Consider the following 18571-nt stretch of genomic DNA (forward strand, 5'->3'; position numbering starts at 1 on the left):
TTCACTCCTAAAGTTTTTTATCGAAACCGAGTGTAATAATTTCACTTTCTCCTATTTCATATAAATCTTCTTCTTTATTTGTTTTTTCTTCGAGAATGGAGCTTTTATATGATTGATGCTTTTGAATCTGAGCTTGTAACGTTAATTTCTTCTCATTGGGATTAAACCAACGCACCATTACATCTTCGCGCTCTTCTTCTACTTTCATCGATGACCATGCAAGCCCATCTGCCTTCACCTTTAAAAATTGATGTTTATCCGGTAATAAACCCTCATGTATGCTCGTTTGAACAGCGACAAATGGTACTTTAAACTGATATGCATCAATAAAAGCTTGTGACTGTATAACATCTGATTCGTGTGGGAGCACTTGCCATTCAGCCGTCTGTAATCCTTGACATTGCGCTTCAGGCGTTGGGAAGTCTCCCCAATCTCCTAGCTCGGCAACCGAACGAAGAACAGTTACTGCAATCGTGCCGTCTTCTTTTAATATTTCATACTCTTGCAAACCATCTGTTGCGATCGTCAACCCTTTTTGGTTATCAGATAAGCTACTGAATCGATGTTGATGATGACAAAAACTAGGATTCTCCCATTCTTTTTCTGGTGTATTTGGACGAGAAACAATTTCAAAAATACTATCCGCTTTATGTTTGTCTGCTCTTATACCTGTTGGAAACAAAACACGTAAACGGTGATCTGTTGCTTGGTTATCAATGATTAATTTAAAAGACGGACCTTTCATCCCTTTTGCAAGTGTCACAATGGTTTTAAGTGCTATGTCTACCATTTGCTCTGATCTACCCGCTTCTCGTTCCTTGTGCCAAATGAGGTGTTTACGTTCTTTTACTAACTGATCATCAGCAGAAATAGGAATAGAAAGTGTTTGTGTAAATTCAAGTATCGTTCTAAATGCACTACGTTCGATACATTCAAACTTAGCGATAGAACCTCTTGTTGTTATTGCAGGCTGTCCCTTTGCTTCTTTATACATATATTCGTTCCCTACATCTCCAGTATTCTCATATATCCCGAGACGTTTAAAGGACTCACCAGTAACTTTATCCGCTAAATCAAAGCTACCATCTTCATGAAAACTAACATGTACATATTCATTTTCCATTTCATTGCTTTCTGTTTCAGGTTTATTTTCCTCTATTAATTCTTTAGGACTAAATGTCGGCACAAAGTAAAACGTTTTATAACCAAACGCTGGAATATCTTCTGTAAAAAATGAGAGCTTTACACGCTTCGCATAATACGGTTGACGGAATTTATCATCTGGTAGATCATAATCAAATGTAATAATAGGATCATCTGCTTGAAAATCAATTAGGTTACCTTCACAATCTACAAGTTTATAAGATGATGCTGGTTTATTTTCGAGATGAGCTGGTATTTGCTCAAATGGCATTTCTGAAAAATACACTTTATCCAGATCTATTACCTTCGTAACGACATCACTTTTTGACCAGCCAGTGGTATTAATGATGACAATAGGAATGCCGCCTTCTGGTGCGCTGGAAGTGTCAATACGCTGAGATAGTTCAGTAGACTTATCCTTAACAAATACATCACCCATTTGTGCGACAGTTTCAAACCGAGTGACCATTTCTCTGTGTACTTCATCAATACTGCAACCACAAATACTATCATGTGGATGATTTTTCATTAGTGATTTCCACATAAACTGCATATATTTATGCGGATAAGGAGCTCCAGTTAAAAAGTTTAACGTTGCAAGTGGCTCGGCAACTTTCTCTAATAAATTCTGGCAATAATTATTCCATTGTTTTAAATAAATTCGACTTGATGCCGTATTAACAAGTGTAGACCATCCATCTGTACGTTGATTCCGTAGCTCTCCTTCAATCGTTTGTAGACTCTTTGGAAGTGATTTATTTAGGTCTGTGACATATTCATCAAAGCTTGAGTGTTTAAATGTATAATTAGGGTAAAGCCCCGTTGCTGTTTCTATTGCTTCTGGTACATCTTTTTGTAGCGGTTGGTGGTCACACCCATTCATAAATAACAGTTGATTCGTTGATGCGTATTTCTCAACATCTTTCAGTTTCTTATCCCAAAAAGCTTTTGCTTCTTTTTTGTCAACGGGTATCTCGTTTCCATTCGAATACCAATTTGCGAATAAAATCCCTAACACTTTAGATCCGTCTGGTGCTTTCCATTCCATCTCTGAAAATGGTGATTCAAAAGAAGGCGTATCCGATACAGTATTATTAAATCCAGTCGGTTTAACTCCTCGACCAAAGGCAGCCGTATGAATATTTGCTTGTTTTAAAAGTTGTGGTGCTTGCCCATAGATTCCAAAAGTATCAGGAAAGTAGCCAATTTTAGATACATGTCCATAACTCTTCGTATCATTCAAACCAATTTGTAAATTCCTCACATTAGATTCTGAACTAGTTAAAAAGGCATCTTGCAAAATGTACCAAGGGCCAATATGTATTTTCTTTTCTTTAATTAATTGTTTAACAATATCTCTATTTTCAGGGTGAACATCGAAATAGTCTTCTAATAAAATAGTTTGTCCGTCTAGATGAAAAGACTTAAATGCATTACCATCCTTTTTGAATTGTTCAATTAAATGATTCATTAATTTAATAAAATAATAACGATGCTGTTCAAAAGGTAGATACCATTCTCTATCCCAGTGCGAATGAGAAATTATATGGGCAGTTTTTTTCATAATACTCCACCAATCCTTTTTAAAATATTAAGAAAACGCTATCATTTTTCTATAGCCACAATTCCTTATTTCTACAATAAAAAAAACCATAGCCACTAGCAATAGAATGATTGTAACTCATAAAGTTATTACAGTGTTTATTAAATTAGTTCATTGATTTAAGTAAGTGATACAAAAGAGGTCACCCCCTTTTCGCATAAATGCTACGAAGGGCTAACCTCTTTTGACAGAATGAACTTGAGTGAGTCTATGAGCTCTTTTTCAACTGCTTCATACGCTCCATGGCCTGAACTAGACGGTCATGGTTAGTGACTTGTTCTCTTCGTTTGGGATGCAGTTTGTTGTAAGCGACTTTACAATTATTAACAATATGCTTATCATCAATAGTTAAGTCGTCGACACTCGGCAAATCATTAATTTGATGAATGACCTTTGTTACCTCTTCATTTAAATAAGCCACACTAAATCTTAAGCTTTCCCTTTGACCTGCAGTTTGAACAGTATAGTAGATCCTTCCAGATTCAGTACTACCGAAGTCTAGCTGATTAAATGTAATGCTACCATCTTGTTCAGCCGTCGTTTCTGCTAACACAACCTGTCCATCTATGGAGTTGTATAATCGAACCGTTTGATTCTTTTTAACTCTATCAATGGTAACCTGATCTTGATCTCCCTCATTATTTTCTGCTGTCACAAAATGCATCATAATATTATCTGTTCTAGGGAGAGCGTCGCTTTCAAACATTTGCCACTCATAAATACGGATAGCACCCCAAGGAGAATTCCCGCTATCATGAATCTGTAGTTTGAATTCTCTTGCTGTAATAGGCTCATCTAAAATAATGTCGGTTACAGCTTTTGTATTATCTGTAATCCTTTTAGCACTAATCCACTCCCCGTTATCATCCTTATAAAGGAGTTCAAAATCAACGGTGTTCATGTTACTTGCTTCACCGCCATGTTCTGCGTGTTCTACGCGCCAACGACGGATCGTTTTCTTTTCACCAATATCAATGCTCATATAACCACTTTCCATATTGGTTGCACACCACTTGCTGTTACCAATTTCTGTACCGTCTATTGCTTTAACGGCGGGCTCCGCATCGTTTTCCGCTGACACACCAGTTACTTTTGCATTAAGAGCAACATTGGGTGAAGTAGGATTTTGCTCTATTTCTGTTGCATCTGTATCCATGCCCCAATCAAATCGAACTTCAGCGGCTTCTCCACGCACATAATCACGATTGACCGGTACCACCTTTAGCAAAGTAACATTATCAGATGCAGCATTTTCAGTAGTACGTGTAATATTTGGTGTGTAGAAATAGTTATTTGGTGTTACACCTAGAAGTGTTTCTACTCCATCAGCATTTTCTTGGTAAACCTCATAGTATAGGTCATTGTCAGCCCAGCTCAAACGTGCTTCTGCCTCAAACGCTGTCCTAGGCATCTTTTTTATAATTTTTACATCTGAAGGCTTTGTTAGAACCGCTGCTTTTTCATCATAGACTGACAACTGACCTAAATGGATTGAATAGTCATCCATTTTGTCAGCATTACTTACTTTTAAACTTAACGCATGGGCTGTTTTTCCGGCATCCTTCCCAAGATCGACAACTGTTGTCTTCCACTCGGCGCCTGACTTAGGCAATGAATAATATTTCATCTTATCCTGCGCATAATCCTTACTGTAAGCCACACCAAGTGACACGTCTCCCCCTGTAGGATTTTGATAAACTACACGTACCTTAGTTGAATCAGTTACAGATAGTTTTGTGCTATAAAGCATTGTGTCATTAACAGAACCGGCATCAAGTGTACCACTGAATTCTAGTGCGTTGCCACCATTATAGGCTTTATCAAAATCATATGAAACATTGATTCTGCTTCCTTCATTGCGGACCCACCAGCGCCAAGTAGGCATAATATCTTGAATAGAACGGTTATTCCATTCTAGTTTACTGGCTATTTTTCCATTTACAAAATATTGTTTTCCGTGTCCACTATTAAAATTAGTCGTAAAAGGCTTTTCCTTAATAACAGACGAATCCGTTACAAAGCGAGCCATCCCCTTCCAATCAGCAGAATCATCGGCAAGTGCAGGGTCACCCTGAGGCCCTGTCCACAATGTTTTTTCTTTTTCATGGAAATCAGCTGGATCTTTGGCTATTCCCATTGTTGAATTTGGTGTATAAAGCGCGATGGAAACCTTTGGCTGCTTGTCCTCATTTAACAGTGCATCCGTATTGACTTTTGTATTATACGCATTCTGTTGTAATTCAAAACCTGCATAGGCATCAAAAGGATTACGCTTATGACCGTTCATTGTTTCAACGGTAGTATTAATTTTGTTCGTTGACCAGTTATAGTTTAAAAAGAATTCATCAACGGCGTAAACACCATCCTCAGCTGGTTTTACGTACATGTCATTCTTACTATTGATAGCATTTTGATAGTTAATGGCACCATTATTATCTTGTGCATCATACCAGCTTACATTAAGTTTTGAATTCCGCTTAATATAGCCCATCATTTCATTCATGCGTTCTGCTGTCTGTTTACTAACACCATATGTTTCCTGATTAAAGAAATAGCCATCAAATCGAAAGTATTGCGCTACTTCAATCATTTTGTCTGCTACTGGGAAACTACCATCTGCTTTCTGCTGCGTAAATGCTTCTATTTCCGCAACCCCTTCAGGTGAATTACCCCATGGGAAACCAAGCGTTGCATAGACTGGAACACCATTCTTATGAGCAGCATCAACGATATCCGGTGTTGGAATGGCGAAAATTCCCTCACTCGTACCCGCCCAATAAATGTATGAATCAAGCAACTGCCAGTTATCAAAGGCGTAAACATTGAATTCATTACTTCCTACAGAGCTTGCCTCATCATGATTCCATGTTGTGATGGAAGCAGAAGTAATACCCGCTTTTGGATTAGCTAATGGATTAACTTGCGATCCTTTAAAGCGATTTTTGTTTAAAGGAATACTAGCACGGTTCAATTCTGCATCAGGGTCATTTTCAGGCGACCACTTTAGCAACGTTTCCACGTTAAAAGCCGGGGCCAACGGCTTAAGACTAAGATGCTCCGCATAATTCTCATTGACGACATCTGTTCCATCCCCATTCACTTCGGCTCTTACTTCATTCACTCCCATTGAACTAAATAACATGAAAGTGGCTAATACAGATAACATACGAGTGTAAAACTTATTTCGTTTTCTCCTCATATTATCCTTCCTTTCTAAAGGTTTGTTTTGAAAGCCCTTTCATTTATTATAAAATTCCTTTTTTGGTTTAAATAGTGAAGTATTAATAGATTTAATGGGAAAATTAAATCTAAAATTTCAGTTTTTTATGCATTTGCAATAAAGCGCATTGTATTCAAATAAAAAATAAGGTAACGAGCGGCATCTTTTGCTACCGCTCGTTACCTTATTGTTCTTGTGCTGTTAATGTTACATTCGTACTCTGCTTGCTTCCATCACGATAAAACGTTACTGTCATTTGATCTCCTGGCTTTTTATCTTGATAGAGATGCTTACGCAAATCAATAATGTTTTGAATTGGTTCGTTATCTAATGCAGTAATAACATCATAAGTAGTCAAACCAGCTTCTGATGCAGGTGATCTAGGTTCTACGCTTTGCACATAGATCCCGCTAGTTACTTCACTAGGCAAACTCAAGCTTCTCGCCCATTCGACTTGTGCAACATCTTCTAATGAATATGCTTCTACGCCTAAAAAGGCACGTGACATTCGTCCGTTTTTTTCCAATTCTTCTATAACTGGAATCGCATCGTTTATTGGAATAGCAAATCCAATCCCTTCTACAGACGATTGTGCGATCTTCATGGAATTGATGCCAATTAACTGGCCATCCATATTAATTAGCGCGCCCCCGCTATTACCTGGATTTATTGCTGCATCGGTTTGGATTACCTCTGCTTGCCAATCGGCTCGACCATCCCCATTAAAATCTTGAGGAATTGCTCGTCGTTTACCGCTAATTATTCCTTGTGTGACAGATCCAGATAAATCTAAACCTAATGGATTTCCAATAGCAATGGCTGGCTCTCCAACTTTAACATGATCAGAGTCTCCTAAAGTGGCGACGTGCTCTACGGCATCTCGGTCCATTTCAAGTACTGCTAAATCCATGAACAGATCACTACCTCGAAGCTTCGCAGATAATCTTGAATCATCGGATAAAATAACTTCAATTTGATCAGCACCATCTACCACGTGGTAATTGGTAACTACAAATGCCTTATCTCCTTGCAGTTTATAAATAACTCCTGATCCAGTTCCTGCCTCACTTCCCGCTTCCTCAGAAAAGATCGATGTAGCTTGAAGATTCTCTATTCCTACAACCGTAGGAGCTACTCTCTCAACAACCTCAGTAATTTGAGTAGAGATATCTACACTCATCGGTTTTACTAAAGAAGGGAGTTCATTATCTCCAGTAGACTGTTCCTGTTGATAAGCTGATTCTGGGAGAATAATTTGATAAGGTAAAATATCATATCGGATTAAACTTGGTAAGACTGCTGCAAATAATAACACACCAACGACCATTCCTAATAAACTTGGTACAACCCAAGATTTTCTTTTGCGTTTATTTTGATCGGTATGGTTAGGCTGATACGGATCATTATAATTCACGTAAAACGCATCCTCTCTTTACTATCTCGTTTAATGCTAGTGTGCCTCATTACAACATTTTTAAACGATTTCGCACAAAGGAGTTGGTGCATTTGGATCGGTGTCATGTATTTCAAGCTGACTACCTATTGGAAAACCTTTTTCTATTAAATGATTTTCTACTGACATTCGTGCTAGCTCTTTCATATTATTATCTTTACTTAAATGAGCAAGATAAATTCGTTTTGTCTGATCGCCTATTATATCAGACAACGCCAAGGCAGCATCATCATTTGAAACGTGTCCACTATCACCTAGAATACGACGTTTTACGTTCCAAGGATAACGTCCCATTTGTAGCATCGATACATCATGATTGGCTTCAAAGATTAAAGCATCAGCGTTTTCTACTGTTTTCTTTATTCTTTCTGATACATAGCCAAGATCAGTCACGATGGCTACTTTTTTTCCGTCGTGATGAAAGGTGTAAAACATCGGTTCTGCAGCATCATGTGATACACCGAATGATGTTACATCAATATCACCGAAAATTTTTGTCTCTTCCATGTTGAAGGTGAATTTCTGATCCAGGGTGATTTTCCCGATTGAACCCTCCATTGCCTTCCATGTCTTTTCATTAGCGTAAATGGGCAAGTTATATTTTCTAGCCATGATCCCTAATCCTTTAATATGATCACTATGCTCATGTGTGACAAGTATTTTAGAGAGCTTGCCAGGATCAATATGCGCCTCTGTTAACAAGCGCTCCATTTGCTTTCCACTTAACCCTGCATCGACTAATATATTTTCCTTATCTGTACCGATATAAAATGCATTGCCTGTGCTGCCTGATGCTAATACTGAAAAACGTAACGTCATTCATTTCCCACTCCAATTGTTGTATCGACAATGTTTAATAAACTGTCCTTTATTGTTTCATATAGCGCCTGTTCTTCCTCTTCATCCTCAGTTTGAAGATAGAGCATGCTGCTTGTTTCGGGTGTTCCTATTTCTTTAATAAATTCTTTATAGGTAGTTTCAACAAAATTATTATTGTCGGGGTAATTATGTCCCTCAATTGCGTTGACAAAATATTCTTGTGATTCATTTACTTGTACATTCCATGTAGGATTTAATACTTGCTCTCCATTAGGAAGAGAAATTAGATTATGATATCCCAAATTGACAGCTGTTACTTTGTCACCAGTCTCAATCAAATTCTCCTTTAAGAATAGGGTAGAAATAGCATTCATTTGTGAATTTAATTTTTCTGGTTCTTGTTGTTCATTATCTTCTTTTTCCATCATCGTCTGAATGTATTGTGTCATTTCCCCATCATCATTTAATTGAATGATAAGCAGTGCATTTTTATTATAAAAAATAGGTAGATCCATTCGTTGAAAGAAAACAAGAATATTCTTCGACGAGTCCTTGCCCCAATACGTGTATTGCTTATTATTTAATATTAAATTATCAAGCTGTTCTTGATAACCTTCTTCTTCAACATCAATTGGTACCGGTTCTGTAAAACGACCAATTAATAAATAATCGTTTACAATGAGTTGTTTCTGATTATCAAGCTGTTCTAATTTAGCAATATCAGTTTCAGAATACGCTTTATTCATCGCATAGATCAATGGTGCCTTAAAAGATTCATCAGACACATTTTCTTCTATGCCTTCAATATTCGAAGCAATCTCTTCTTCTGTCGACGATTCTTCACTATACTTATATTCGTCTTTCGTTAGCAGTTGTTGGATGAGAAATATATCAAGGACAAGGAAGCAGATAATAAACAATAGCTTAGTTTGATTCCACTGCATCTTGTACTCCCCCTATCCTTTGCTCCGGCAACTCTAATTCTTCCCATCCTCCGATTACCTTCACATACCAAGTAGGTGTTAGCTTATAAAGCTGCCTTCCGCTTTGTTGTTCTAATTTATAGCCAATCGTCACATCGTATACAGAGCGATTTGTATAGCTGTCTCCTTGCAAAATAGATATGACAGCAGATGCGTCCAGTATATTAGACTCTTGTCCTGGTCCACGAATATCGAGCAATTGAATGTTGGGGTGAATATATTTATGCACTTTTTGATCATGCCATTGCACAGATATCCTAGTTAGTGAATCAATTTGATACACTGGCCGTCCGTTAAAACTCAAATTATAATTGACGACATTTGTTCTCGCGGTAGTAGACAAGTCCGTCAAGATAAATCGATATGGATCGTCGGCTGTAAATCCTAAGTGCGTATTAATAAAATTATTATGCACTTGATCTAACAATTGATAGTCATCAATCTCTTGGTCATTTGTTGATGTCGCATTAGTTGGATCAGTGAAGCTAATCCGATTCGTATCTCTCGTCAACTCCCTTGTACCATCCGTATAAATCATTGCACCCTCTTTTAGAAAGGAGCTTTTGACGGAAGAAGGGGTTTTAAATAGCAAATTAATAAATGGATTGACTTCTATCTCTTTATAAGAAGATAGGTAAGACGATATACTTAGTTCTTGAGGTAAATAAATATTCACATCCTCATTATTTTTATATACAAGATAATTCGATGTCACATTATTATCGCGATAGTTGTTTAAATAGGTCACTATTTGACTATAATTTTGAACACTAGCTCGAATCGCAGCGCCTGTACTTGCATTAATAAATACGAGCTGTGGATCTCCTTGACTATTTGATAAATTAATATATAATCTATCAAAACTGCCTTCTGGTATCAATTCATCGTCTACCATAAATAAATCACGCACAATTTCATTAGGCACTGCTGTTGGGAATATAATTTCTGTTAGGTTTTGCTCCTTGTTGATTGCCTCGTAATCTATCTCCGTTTTGGAAAAATCAAAGATAGACCATGTTTGCATTTCTTCATATAATGAAAGTTCGTCTTCTTTCATTTTTAACCCAACTGGTTGCCCTGCCACATGATAGATAATTTGTGAGGGTTGAATTGTTTCTCGCTTTGTTTGAGCTTCTCCCGAGAGCTGAGCCTCAATTAAATCTTCATTACTCGCTAATTCTTCATTGCTCGGTTGGTAATTCCAAATAGCAATTGTTAAAAGCAAGCTTAGCACAACCAAGAAAATTAAGACGATTGTTGTCCAAGTTTCGAGTTTCATGCTTTCTCACCCCGCTTTCGATTAATAAGCGGTAAAGTAAATATAATTGTTGTCCCTTTACCCTCAACACTATCCGCCCATATTTGTCCATGGTGAGTAGTGATGATTTCTCTTGCAATGGCAAGTCCCAAGCCAGTTCCACCAAGTTGTCTAGAGCGCGCTCTGTCCGCTCGGTAAAAACGATCAAAAATACGATCAAGCTTATCTCGCGCAATACCAGGCCCTTGATCCGTTATACTTACTTTAATACGTTGCCTTTCTTTCATTACTCTAAAGATAATCGTCCCATTTGGCGGTGAATATTTTATTGCATTCGAAATAATATTGTCTATTACTTGAATTATTTTGTCTTTGTCAACCCAAAGGAACAAACTATCTTTCGGTATATGTCGTTCAATTAAAATAGATTCTTCTTTATTCATTTCAAAACGATCCAATACATGGTGGAAAAATGGAACAATATTCACTCGCTCTTTTTGCATTGGCTGTTCTTTATGATCCATTTTTGATAACTGCAGCAGATCATTAACTAAACGAATCATTCGTTCTGTTTCGTTTTGTGTTACTTGTAAAAACTGTGGTGCAATTTCTTTATCTTCCCAAGCACCATCTGTTAAAGCCTCTAAATAACTTCGCATCGTTGTTAGCGGTGTGCGAAGCTCGTGAGACACATTGGAAACAAATTCTCGTCGTTCTTTTTCGATTTTTTCTTGTTCTGTTACATCACTTATTACGGTGATGAGGCCAGTAAATTCACCTTGTTCATCTTGAACGACAGAGAAATTTGCTTTGATTAAGAAAAATTGCTCATCATCACTAAAGTCAATGGTAATTGATCCTGCATCTTGAAACGCTAATGATTCTACTGTGTAATCTTCTATTTGTAATACATCAATAATTGACTCATCTTTTACGTCCTCAAATGATTGATCTATTAAAATCGATGCAGGTTCATTCATTAACGTAATTTGACCATATTCATTTGTAGCAATAACACCATCTGACATGTTGGAAAGAACGGTACTTAATTTCCTTCGTTCTTCCTCTGTCTTATGATTGGCCAACTTTATCTTGCTGCTCATATCATTAAAGGTTGTGGCTAGTTGGCCAATTTCATCATTTCCATAAACATTTACCTTTTTTGTAAAGTCACCTTGAGCCATAATCAGTGCTTGTCTACGCATTTCTGTTATTGGCTTCGTAATCGATCTAGCAACAAGCACACCAATTAACGCACTAATTATAATGGCAATAATTGTTCCATTTAAAAAGATATTGTTAATATTATCAAGTTGTGCATAAACTTCTTTTTCCATCGATGCTTTTAAGTAAATGACACCTAAAGATTGATCTTGTTCATAAATAGGAACTACCCTAACAAGCTGGCGGTCTCCAGTATGTGCATCGCGCTGCACAGTTTCTGTATCGACATTATATAAAATAGCATTACGAATCGGTGTATTCTCACTCGTAATTATTTTACCTATGTCTTCTTGTTGTGTGTTTGCACCAATAATACGATATTGACGATCAATGACTTGCAATGTGGAATAAGATTCACTTCTTCCGTACAAATCAACAATGTTTTGAATGTCTTGTTGCAAGGCATTCCCGTTTCCTTCTTCAGGTCGTTGTTCTTGAAGTGCTTCTTTAACATTGTATGTTAATACATCTAAACGCTCTTCAATATTATTAATAAAGTTTTCTTCTAGGTCATCTTGTAGTTCCTTGGCAAAGTATGCCCCAATTACTTGAAAGGCTAGCAAAAGTAATAAAATCATAATCATAATGATTTTAAATTGGATCGATTGTGTCACTTTAACCTTTTTCATAATTATTTGTTACTCCTGTTCAGGGTTACGTAAATAATACCCAACACCTCTTCTAGTAACAATCCATAAAGGATTACTTGGATTGTCTTCAATTTTCTCGCGTAAACGTCTGACTGTTACATCAACGGTTCGTACATCTCCATAATAATCATAACCCCAAACTGTTTCTAATAAGTGTTCGCGTGTCATTACTTGACCAATATGGCGTGCTAAGTAGTGTAATAATTCAAATTCTCTATGGGTTAACTCTACATAAGTGCCATCTCTTGTTACGGTATAGGCATCCGGATGAATGACTAAAGAACCGATCTGTATATCCTTATTTGATCTAGCATTGTCTGTTGCGGGTTGTTGTTGCCTTCTAAGGTTAGCTTTTACTCTAGCGATTACCTCACGATTACTGAATGGCTTTGTGACGTAATCATCTGCGCCTAATTCTAATCCAAGTACCTTGTCAATTTCTGAATCCTTTGCCGTCAACATGATAATTGGCATATTATGTTCCTTTCTAATTTCTTTACACACTTCATTACCATCTCGGTTTGGCAGCATAATATCTAATAGAAGTAAGTCCGGTTTTTCTTGATCGGTTAAACGTATTGCTTCATCCCCATCGTACGCACAAACGACTTCATATCCTTCTTTTTCTAGATTGAACTTCAATATATCTGCAATTGGTTTTTCATCATCGACTACTAATATTTTTTGACTCATTTGTTGTTGCCTCCTTCAATGTATATATGGTTTAAAGTTATTTATCTTGTATGGTCTTTTTGCTTTGTTGTCATTGCTAGTTTTTATTATTGTAATAACTAGCATTAGTTATATTTTATCGTACTTTAACGTAAATGTCTTTTTTATAGTAGAATTGTTTCGCTATCCATGATTATATACTAGAGTTTTAAGGTTTCTGATATATACACAAGACCCTTGCTGCTACTACAACAAGGGTCTTTTTAAATATTTTTATTTATCTAATTAAAATACGCTAGCTGGGTTAATCAACGACCCATTTTTATATACTTCAATGTGTAAATGTACGCCTGTTGAATTTCCGGTAGTACCCATTACACCGATTTTTGATCCTCTTGTTACTGTTTGACCAGGTCTAACACTAATAGAAGATAAGTGTGCATAAATTGTTTTGTATCCGTTGTTATGGTTAATAACGATCTTATTTCCATATCCACCGTTATCCCAGCCTGCAGATACTACTGTGCCGTTGTCTGCTGCTAGAATTGCACGATTGCTCGGACGTGCAATATCCATTCCTTTATGGAAAGAGCCCCATCGTGAACCCATATTACTTGAAACATATCCGCCAACTGTTGGCCAAGCGAAGCTGCCTGAACCCCTTGAAGGCATTACTTTTGTTCCCTTAACAACAATTTCCTTCACAGGTTCTTTCGTAACTTCTTCTGATACAACTTCTTTATTTTTCACTTTGCCATTCACTATTTCTAGTGCATATTGTACTTCTTTTTTACCGTCTTTTCCTTCTTGTTGTACTTTTGAATCACCTTTGTACATATCTTCTGACTCTTTCACTTCTTTTTCATATGAAATGTCTTCTTCTACTTTTTCTTCTTTTTTCACAATTACGTTTACAAATGGGGCATAAGCCGTAACACGAAGTTCTTGTCCTATTTGTAATACAGAGTCATCTGATAGACCTTCATTTAACTCTAATAATTTAGCAGTGTCTAAATCATATTGTGCGGCGATTGAACCAAGCACGTCGCCTTCTACCACGGTATGTTTTTTCTCTTCTAGTGTTCCTTTTTTAAGCAACTCTACACCTTGCTCTACTGTTAACACTTCATCCTCTTTCACTTTTCGTTGTTCAAAAGATACTTCTTCTGATAGAGCGATTTCTAATGTTGAAGAGTCTCCAACAGATAAGTTAACTTCCTTTTTATCTGTTTCCTCTTTTTTATCTGTTTCTTTGTTAGCTTCTTCTTGTTGTTCTGTTTCTTTCTCTTTTTGTTCTTGTTCAAATTTATCTAAAATTTCTTTATCAACATACTTTGCTTTGTACTCGTAAAGTGCTTTTTTTGCTGTCTCTTCATCTTTAAAGAATCCTGCTGCCTTGCCTCCGATTTGTAATTCGAAAGCATTAACATAAATAGCAATCTCTTCTTCAACAGTCTCTAGTACTTTTTGGTTGTTTGTTCTAGAGTTAAATGTACGTTCTGAAACATAAGAGACTTCTTGTTTAACTGCATAAGTGTAAGCATCGTTTGCTTTCTCTTTTTTGTCTATACGTTCATCTATGTAGGAATTAATTACGTCTTTGTCATCAACAGATCCAATATGTTCTCCATCTAAATAAACATGATAAACGGTATCAAGTTCCTTTTCTGCACCGACAACATTAAATGTGAGACCCACACCAAGTAGTGTCGTAATAGCTGTTTTTTTCCATAGGCTTAGCGAATTCGTTTTTTTATTACTTACTATTCTTTCGTTCTTACGCATCTTCCTAGTCCTCCTACAGCGAACCATTTTTCCCGTTCTCTATGATTTTTAAACCTATTATAGGCTACCATATAGTAGATATACATTTAAACCCTTTTAAACAAACTGTAATAAAACTGTATCATAAATTCCATTTTTATACTAAAATCAACCTATTTACGTGATGTTTATTACTATATAACAAGCTTTCTACCATAAATACCCTGTATTATTACAATTAAATTAGTAGTTTGGCATATAACAAAAGACCTACTCATTCAAGTAGATCTTTCATAGATATTGCCTATTAAATTTAGCTATAAACGCTTCGGACTTCATTCGTTTGTGTTCTATCTGGTCCAACAGAAAAGATAGATAATGGAATCTGTGTCAACTGAGAGATACGCTCAATATAGTGACGTGCATTAACTGGAAGCTCGCTTAGATTTTTTACACCAGTAATATCTTCAGTCCAGCCTGGTAATTCTTCATACACAGGCTCACAATCAGCTAGAACTTTTAAGCTAGCAGGGAACTCCTCCATGATTTTTCCATTGTACTTATATGCTACACAAATCTTTAATGTTTCAATACCGGTTAGTACATCAATTGAATTTAATGATAAGTCAGTTATACCACTTACACGGCGTGCATGACGAACAACAACACTGTCAAACCAACCAACACGGCGTGGGCGACCAGTCGTTGTTCCATATTCCCGACCAACTTCACGGATTTGATCACCGATTTCATCATGTAATTCTGTAGGAAATGGTCCATCACCAACACGAGTGGTGTATGCTTTTGATACCCCTACTACGTGATCAATCTTTGAAGGTCCTACACCAGAACCAATCGTAACACCGCCTGCTATTGGGTTAGATGATGTAACAAAAGGATATGTCCCTTGATCGATATCAAGCATCACACCTTGTGCACCTTCAAATAAGATACGACGTCCTTGATCTAATGCATCATTTAATACAACAGATGTGTCTGTCACATACTTCGCTATTTGCTGACCATATTCATAATATTCTTCTAAGATATCTTCTACTTTTAATGCCTCTGTTTCATATACTTTTGTGAATAAGCGATTCTTTTCAGCTAAATTTTGTTCGAGTTTTTCTTGAAATACTTCTTTATCTAGTAAATCGGCAATCCGAATTCCTGTTCTAGCTGCTTTATCCATGTATGCCGGTCCAATCCCTTTTTTGGTTGTACCAATTTTATTTACACCTTTATCTTCTTCTTGTAATAAATCTAGTTTAATATGATAGGGTAAAATCACATGTGCACGGTTGCTGACACGAAGGTTGTCTGTTTTTACACCTTTATCATGTAAATATTTTAACTCTTCAATCATTGCTTTTGGATCAATAACCATTCCGTTTCCTAATACGCTTGTCTTTTCTTGAAAAAAGATACCGGATGGAATTAAGTGAAGTTTATATGTTTCTCCATCAAACTTTATTGTATGCCCTGCGTTGTTACCGCCTTGATAACGAGCAACTACTTCTGCATTTTGCGATAAAAAGTCAGTGATTTTTCCTTTTCCTTCATCGCCCCATTGCGTTCCAACCACTACTACTGATGACATGTGCCTTACCTCCATTTAGCTTAACTAATCATTCGGGTGTCTTTCATTTATTTTATACTATTTTTCTCATGAAATACCAAAGTAAGTGTACCAATTTTGTTCACTTATTGTCAATAAATAAACGAACATTTTTGTTTTATTACAATTATTCGTTCGACTTTTGGTCGTTTAGTTCCTTTTCTTTGCTTATAATACAGCATTTTTCTCATAAAAAAACCACCCTGAGTTTATTCTCAGGATGGATCATTTATCCGCCTACACCAGCAGGAGGAATATCTTCGGCTTGATAACGATGATCAAGGTCCACAAACTTATTATATTCTTTCACAAAGGCTAATTCGACCGTTCCCACCGGGCCATTACGTTGCTTCGCCAAAATAATTTCAATAATATTTTGCTTTTCAGATTCTTTATCATAATAATCATCACGATATAGGAAACCTACAATATCAGCATCTTGCTCAATACTTCCTGATTCACGCAAATCAGACATCATTGGGCGTTTATCTTGCCTTGATTCTACACCACGAGAGAGCTGAGATAGTGCAATGAGTGGAACATTCAATTCTCTTGCTAGTCCTTTTAAAGACCGCGAAATCTCAGAAACCTCTTGTTGTCTGTTCTCTTTGGAGTTGGCACTACCTTGAATCAATTGTAAATAATCAATCAAGATCATTCCTAATCCATGCTCCTGTTTTAGACGACGACATTTGGATCTTATTTCATTTACACGTATTCCAGGGGTATCATCAATAAAAATCCCAGCATTTGATAAGCTACCCATCGCCATGGTCAACTTTCCCCAGTCTTCAGATTCTAAGTGACCGGTTCTTAACCGTTGGGCATCGATATTCCCCTCTGCACAAAGCATACGATTAACTAGCTGCTCTGCTCCCATCTCTAGACTGAAGATTGCCACATTCTCATCCGTTTTTATTGCAACATTTTGTGCAATGTTTAATGCAAAGGCAGTCTTACCAACAGAAGGACGGGCCGCAACAATAATTAAGTCATTTCGCTGAAAACCAGACGTTATTTTATCTAGATCACGGAAACCGGTTGGGATACCTGTTACCTCGGCATTATTTTGATGAAGTTGTTCAATATTATCATATACTTCGATTAAAACATCTTTAATATTTTTAAAAGCTCCACTATTTTTTCGGTTAGAAACTTCTAGAATATTCTTTTCCGCTTCACTTAAGACTTCTTCAACTTCGTCTTCTTTAGAGAAGCTTTCCGTAACAATATCTGTAGCGGTACGTATCAATCTGCGTAATAACGCTTTTTCTTCTACAATTTTTGTATAGTAACCGATATTTGCAGCTGTGGGCACAGCATTGGCTAAATCACTAAGAAAGGAAACACCACCAACGTCATCTAATAGCTTGGCATTAGATAAGGCTGTCGTTACAGTTACTAAATCTATTGGCTCGCCTCGATCAGATAATTGCATCATGACTTGGAAAATACGTTGATGGCTTGCACGATAGAAGTCTGATGGTACTAACAATTCTGAAGCAGTGGACATCGATTCTGGCTCTAAAAATATTGCACCTAGTACGGCTTGCTCTGCCTCCATATTATGTGGCGGTGTTCGTTGCTCTTCCCAAGACTCACTCACACGTATTCCCCCTTCACCTAGCACAGATGAGTATGGGACGTGCTATATCCCATACTCATTATTAAAATTCGTACTTTCAAATAAAGTAAAATAAGTTTGCTTACAATAGATTACACTTCTTTTACATGGACTTTAATTGTCCCGGTCACTTCAGGATGAATTTTTACAGGTACATTGGTATAGCCTAGTGCTCGAATAGGATTATCTAGTTCAATTTTACGTTTGTCCATTTTAATGTTGTGTGTCTTCTTTAATTCTTCCGCAATTTGTTTGCTTGTTATAGAGCCAAACAAACGACCATTATCGCCTGATTTTGCTTTTAATTCTACTTCCATATTCGCAAGCTTTTCTTTTAGTCGTTTTGCTTCATCAACTTCTTCTTGCTCTAGTTGTTGCTCTTTACTTTGTTTAGCTTCCAAAGCCTTCATATTTCCGTGTGTTGCCTCAATTGCCAAATTATTTTTTAGAAGATAGTTTCTTGCGTAACCGTCAGAAACGTTTTTCACTTCTCCTTTTTTTCCTTTTCCTTTTACATCTTTTTGAAATATTACTCTCATC

At 36.7% G+C, this 18571-nt stretch carries 12 protein-coding genes; all 12 read right to left on the reverse strand.

Going from position 1 to position 18571, the window contains the following annotated elements; all coding sequences use genetic code 11:
* Positions 1-7 precede the first annotated feature (7 nt).
* The 12 genes from HP569_RS06340 to rplI all read right to left on the reverse strand — a co-directional run bounded on the left by HP569_RS06340 (position 8) and on the right by rplI (position 18570).
* Entirely contained in the window at positions 8-2707 is a 2700-nt protein-coding gene (locus HP569_RS06340) for an alpha-mannosidase (RefSeq protein WP_182200316.1), read from the reverse strand.
* Positions 2708-2954: 247 nt separating this feature from the next.
* Positions 2955-5945 carry an endo-beta-N-acetylglucosaminidase gene (locus HP569_RS06345; RefSeq protein WP_182200317.1) on the reverse strand — a complete coding sequence of 997 codons (2991 nt, stop codon included), beginning with the start codon at positions 5943-5945 and terminating at the stop codon, positions 2955-2957.
* Between the two features lie 205 nt (positions 5946-6150).
* On the reverse strand, positions 6151-7380 hold the full coding sequence (locus tag HP569_RS06350) for a S1C family serine protease (protein ID WP_246366951.1): 1230 nt from the start codon (positions 7378-7380) through the stop codon (positions 6151-6153).
* 60 nt (positions 7381-7440) lie between these two features.
* A complete protein-coding gene (locus HP569_RS06355; RefSeq protein WP_182200318.1) occupies positions 7441-8238 on the reverse strand; it encodes an MBL fold metallo-hydrolase in 798 nt (265 codons plus the stop codon).
* Positions 8235-9182 carry a two-component system regulatory protein YycI gene (locus HP569_RS06360; RefSeq protein WP_182200319.1) on the reverse strand — a complete coding sequence of 316 codons (948 nt, stop codon included), beginning with the start codon at positions 9180-9182 and terminating at the stop codon, positions 8235-8237. Before HP569_RS06360 ends, HP569_RS06355 begins: the two co-directional genes overlap by 4 nt.
* On the reverse strand, positions 9163-10500 hold the full coding sequence (locus HP569_RS06365; protein WP_182200320.1) for a YycH family regulatory protein: 1338 nt from the start codon (positions 10498-10500) through the stop codon (positions 9163-9165). Before HP569_RS06365 ends, HP569_RS06360 begins: the two co-directional genes overlap by 20 nt.
* Positions 10497-12332 carry a cell wall metabolism sensor histidine kinase WalK gene (gene walK / locus HP569_RS06370; protein WP_182200321.1) on the reverse strand — a complete coding sequence of 612 codons (1836 nt, stop codon included), beginning with the start codon at positions 12330-12332 and terminating at the stop codon, positions 10497-10499. Before walK ends, HP569_RS06365 begins: the two co-directional genes overlap by 4 nt.
* 9 nt (positions 12333-12341) lie before the next feature.
* Positions 12342-13046, reverse strand: coding sequence for a response regulator YycF (yycF, locus tag HP569_RS06375; RefSeq protein ID WP_182200322.1), 705 nt, complete (start codon positions 13044-13046; stop codon positions 12342-12344).
* Between the two features lie 264 nt (positions 13047-13310).
* Entirely contained in the window at positions 13311-14810 is a 1500-nt protein-coding gene (locus HP569_RS06380) for a M23 family metallopeptidase (RefSeq protein ID WP_182200323.1), read from the reverse strand.
* A 292-nt stretch (positions 14811-15102) separates the two neighbouring features.
* Positions 15103-16389 (reverse strand): adenylosuccinate synthase, encoded by a 1287-nt coding sequence (locus HP569_RS06385; RefSeq protein ID WP_182200324.1) that lies wholly within the window; start codon positions 16387-16389, stop codon positions 15103-15105.
* 247 nt (positions 16390-16636) lie between these two features.
* Entirely contained in the window at positions 16637-18013 is a 1377-nt protein-coding gene (gene dnaB / locus HP569_RS06390; RefSeq protein WP_182200325.1) for a replicative DNA helicase, read from the reverse strand.
* Positions 18014-18123: 110 nt separating this feature from the next.
* Complete coding sequence (gene rplI, locus HP569_RS06395; protein ID WP_182200326.1) at positions 18124-18570, reverse strand: 50S ribosomal protein L9; 447 nt, start codon at positions 18568-18570, stop codon at positions 18124-18126.
* Position 18571: the final 1 nt, after the last annotated feature.

Source organism: Paraliobacillus salinarum, assembly GCF_014083865.1.
Lineage (GTDB): Bacteria > Bacillota > Bacilli > Bacillales > Amphibacillaceae > Paraliobacillus > Paraliobacillus salinarum.

Excerpts from the sequence above, each read along its gene's own strand:
- HP569_RS06360 (WP_182200319.1), bottom strand. The coding sequence starts at position 9,182 with ATGCAGTGGAATCAAACTAAGCTATTGTTTATTATCTGCTTCCTTGTC.
- HP569_RS06380 (WP_182200323.1), bottom strand. The coding sequence starts at position 14,810 with ATGCGTAAGAACGAAAGAATAGTAAGTAATAAAAAAACGAATTCGCTA.
- HP569_RS06355 (WP_182200318.1), bottom strand. The coding sequence starts at position 8,238 with ATGACGTTACGTTTTTCAGTATTAGCATCAGGCAGCACAGGCAATGCA.
- walK (WP_182200321.1), bottom strand. The coding sequence starts at position 12,332 with ATGAAAAAGGTTAAAGTGACACAATCGATCCAATTTAAAATCATTATG.
- HP569_RS06345 (WP_182200317.1), bottom strand. The coding sequence starts at position 5,945 with ATGAGGAGAAAACGAAATAAGTTTTACACTCGTATGTTATCTGTATTA.
- rplI (WP_182200326.1), bottom strand. The coding sequence starts at position 18,570 with ATGAGAGTAATATTTCAAAAAGATGTAAAAGGAAAAGGAAAAAAAGGA.
- HP569_RS06385 (WP_182200324.1), bottom strand. The coding sequence starts at position 16,389 with ATGTCATCAGTAGTAGTGGTTGGAACGCAATGGGGCGATGAAGGAAAA.
- HP569_RS06340 (WP_182200316.1), bottom strand. The coding sequence starts at position 2,707 with ATGAAAAAAACTGCCCATATAATTTCTCATTCGCACTGGGATAGAGAA.
- HP569_RS06365 (WP_182200320.1), bottom strand. The coding sequence starts at position 10,500 with ATGAAACTCGAAACTTGGACAACAATCGTCTTAATTTTCTTGGTTGTG.
- yycF (WP_182200322.1), bottom strand. The coding sequence starts at position 13,046 with ATGAGTCAAAAAATATTAGTAGTCGATGATGAAAAACCAATTGCAGAT.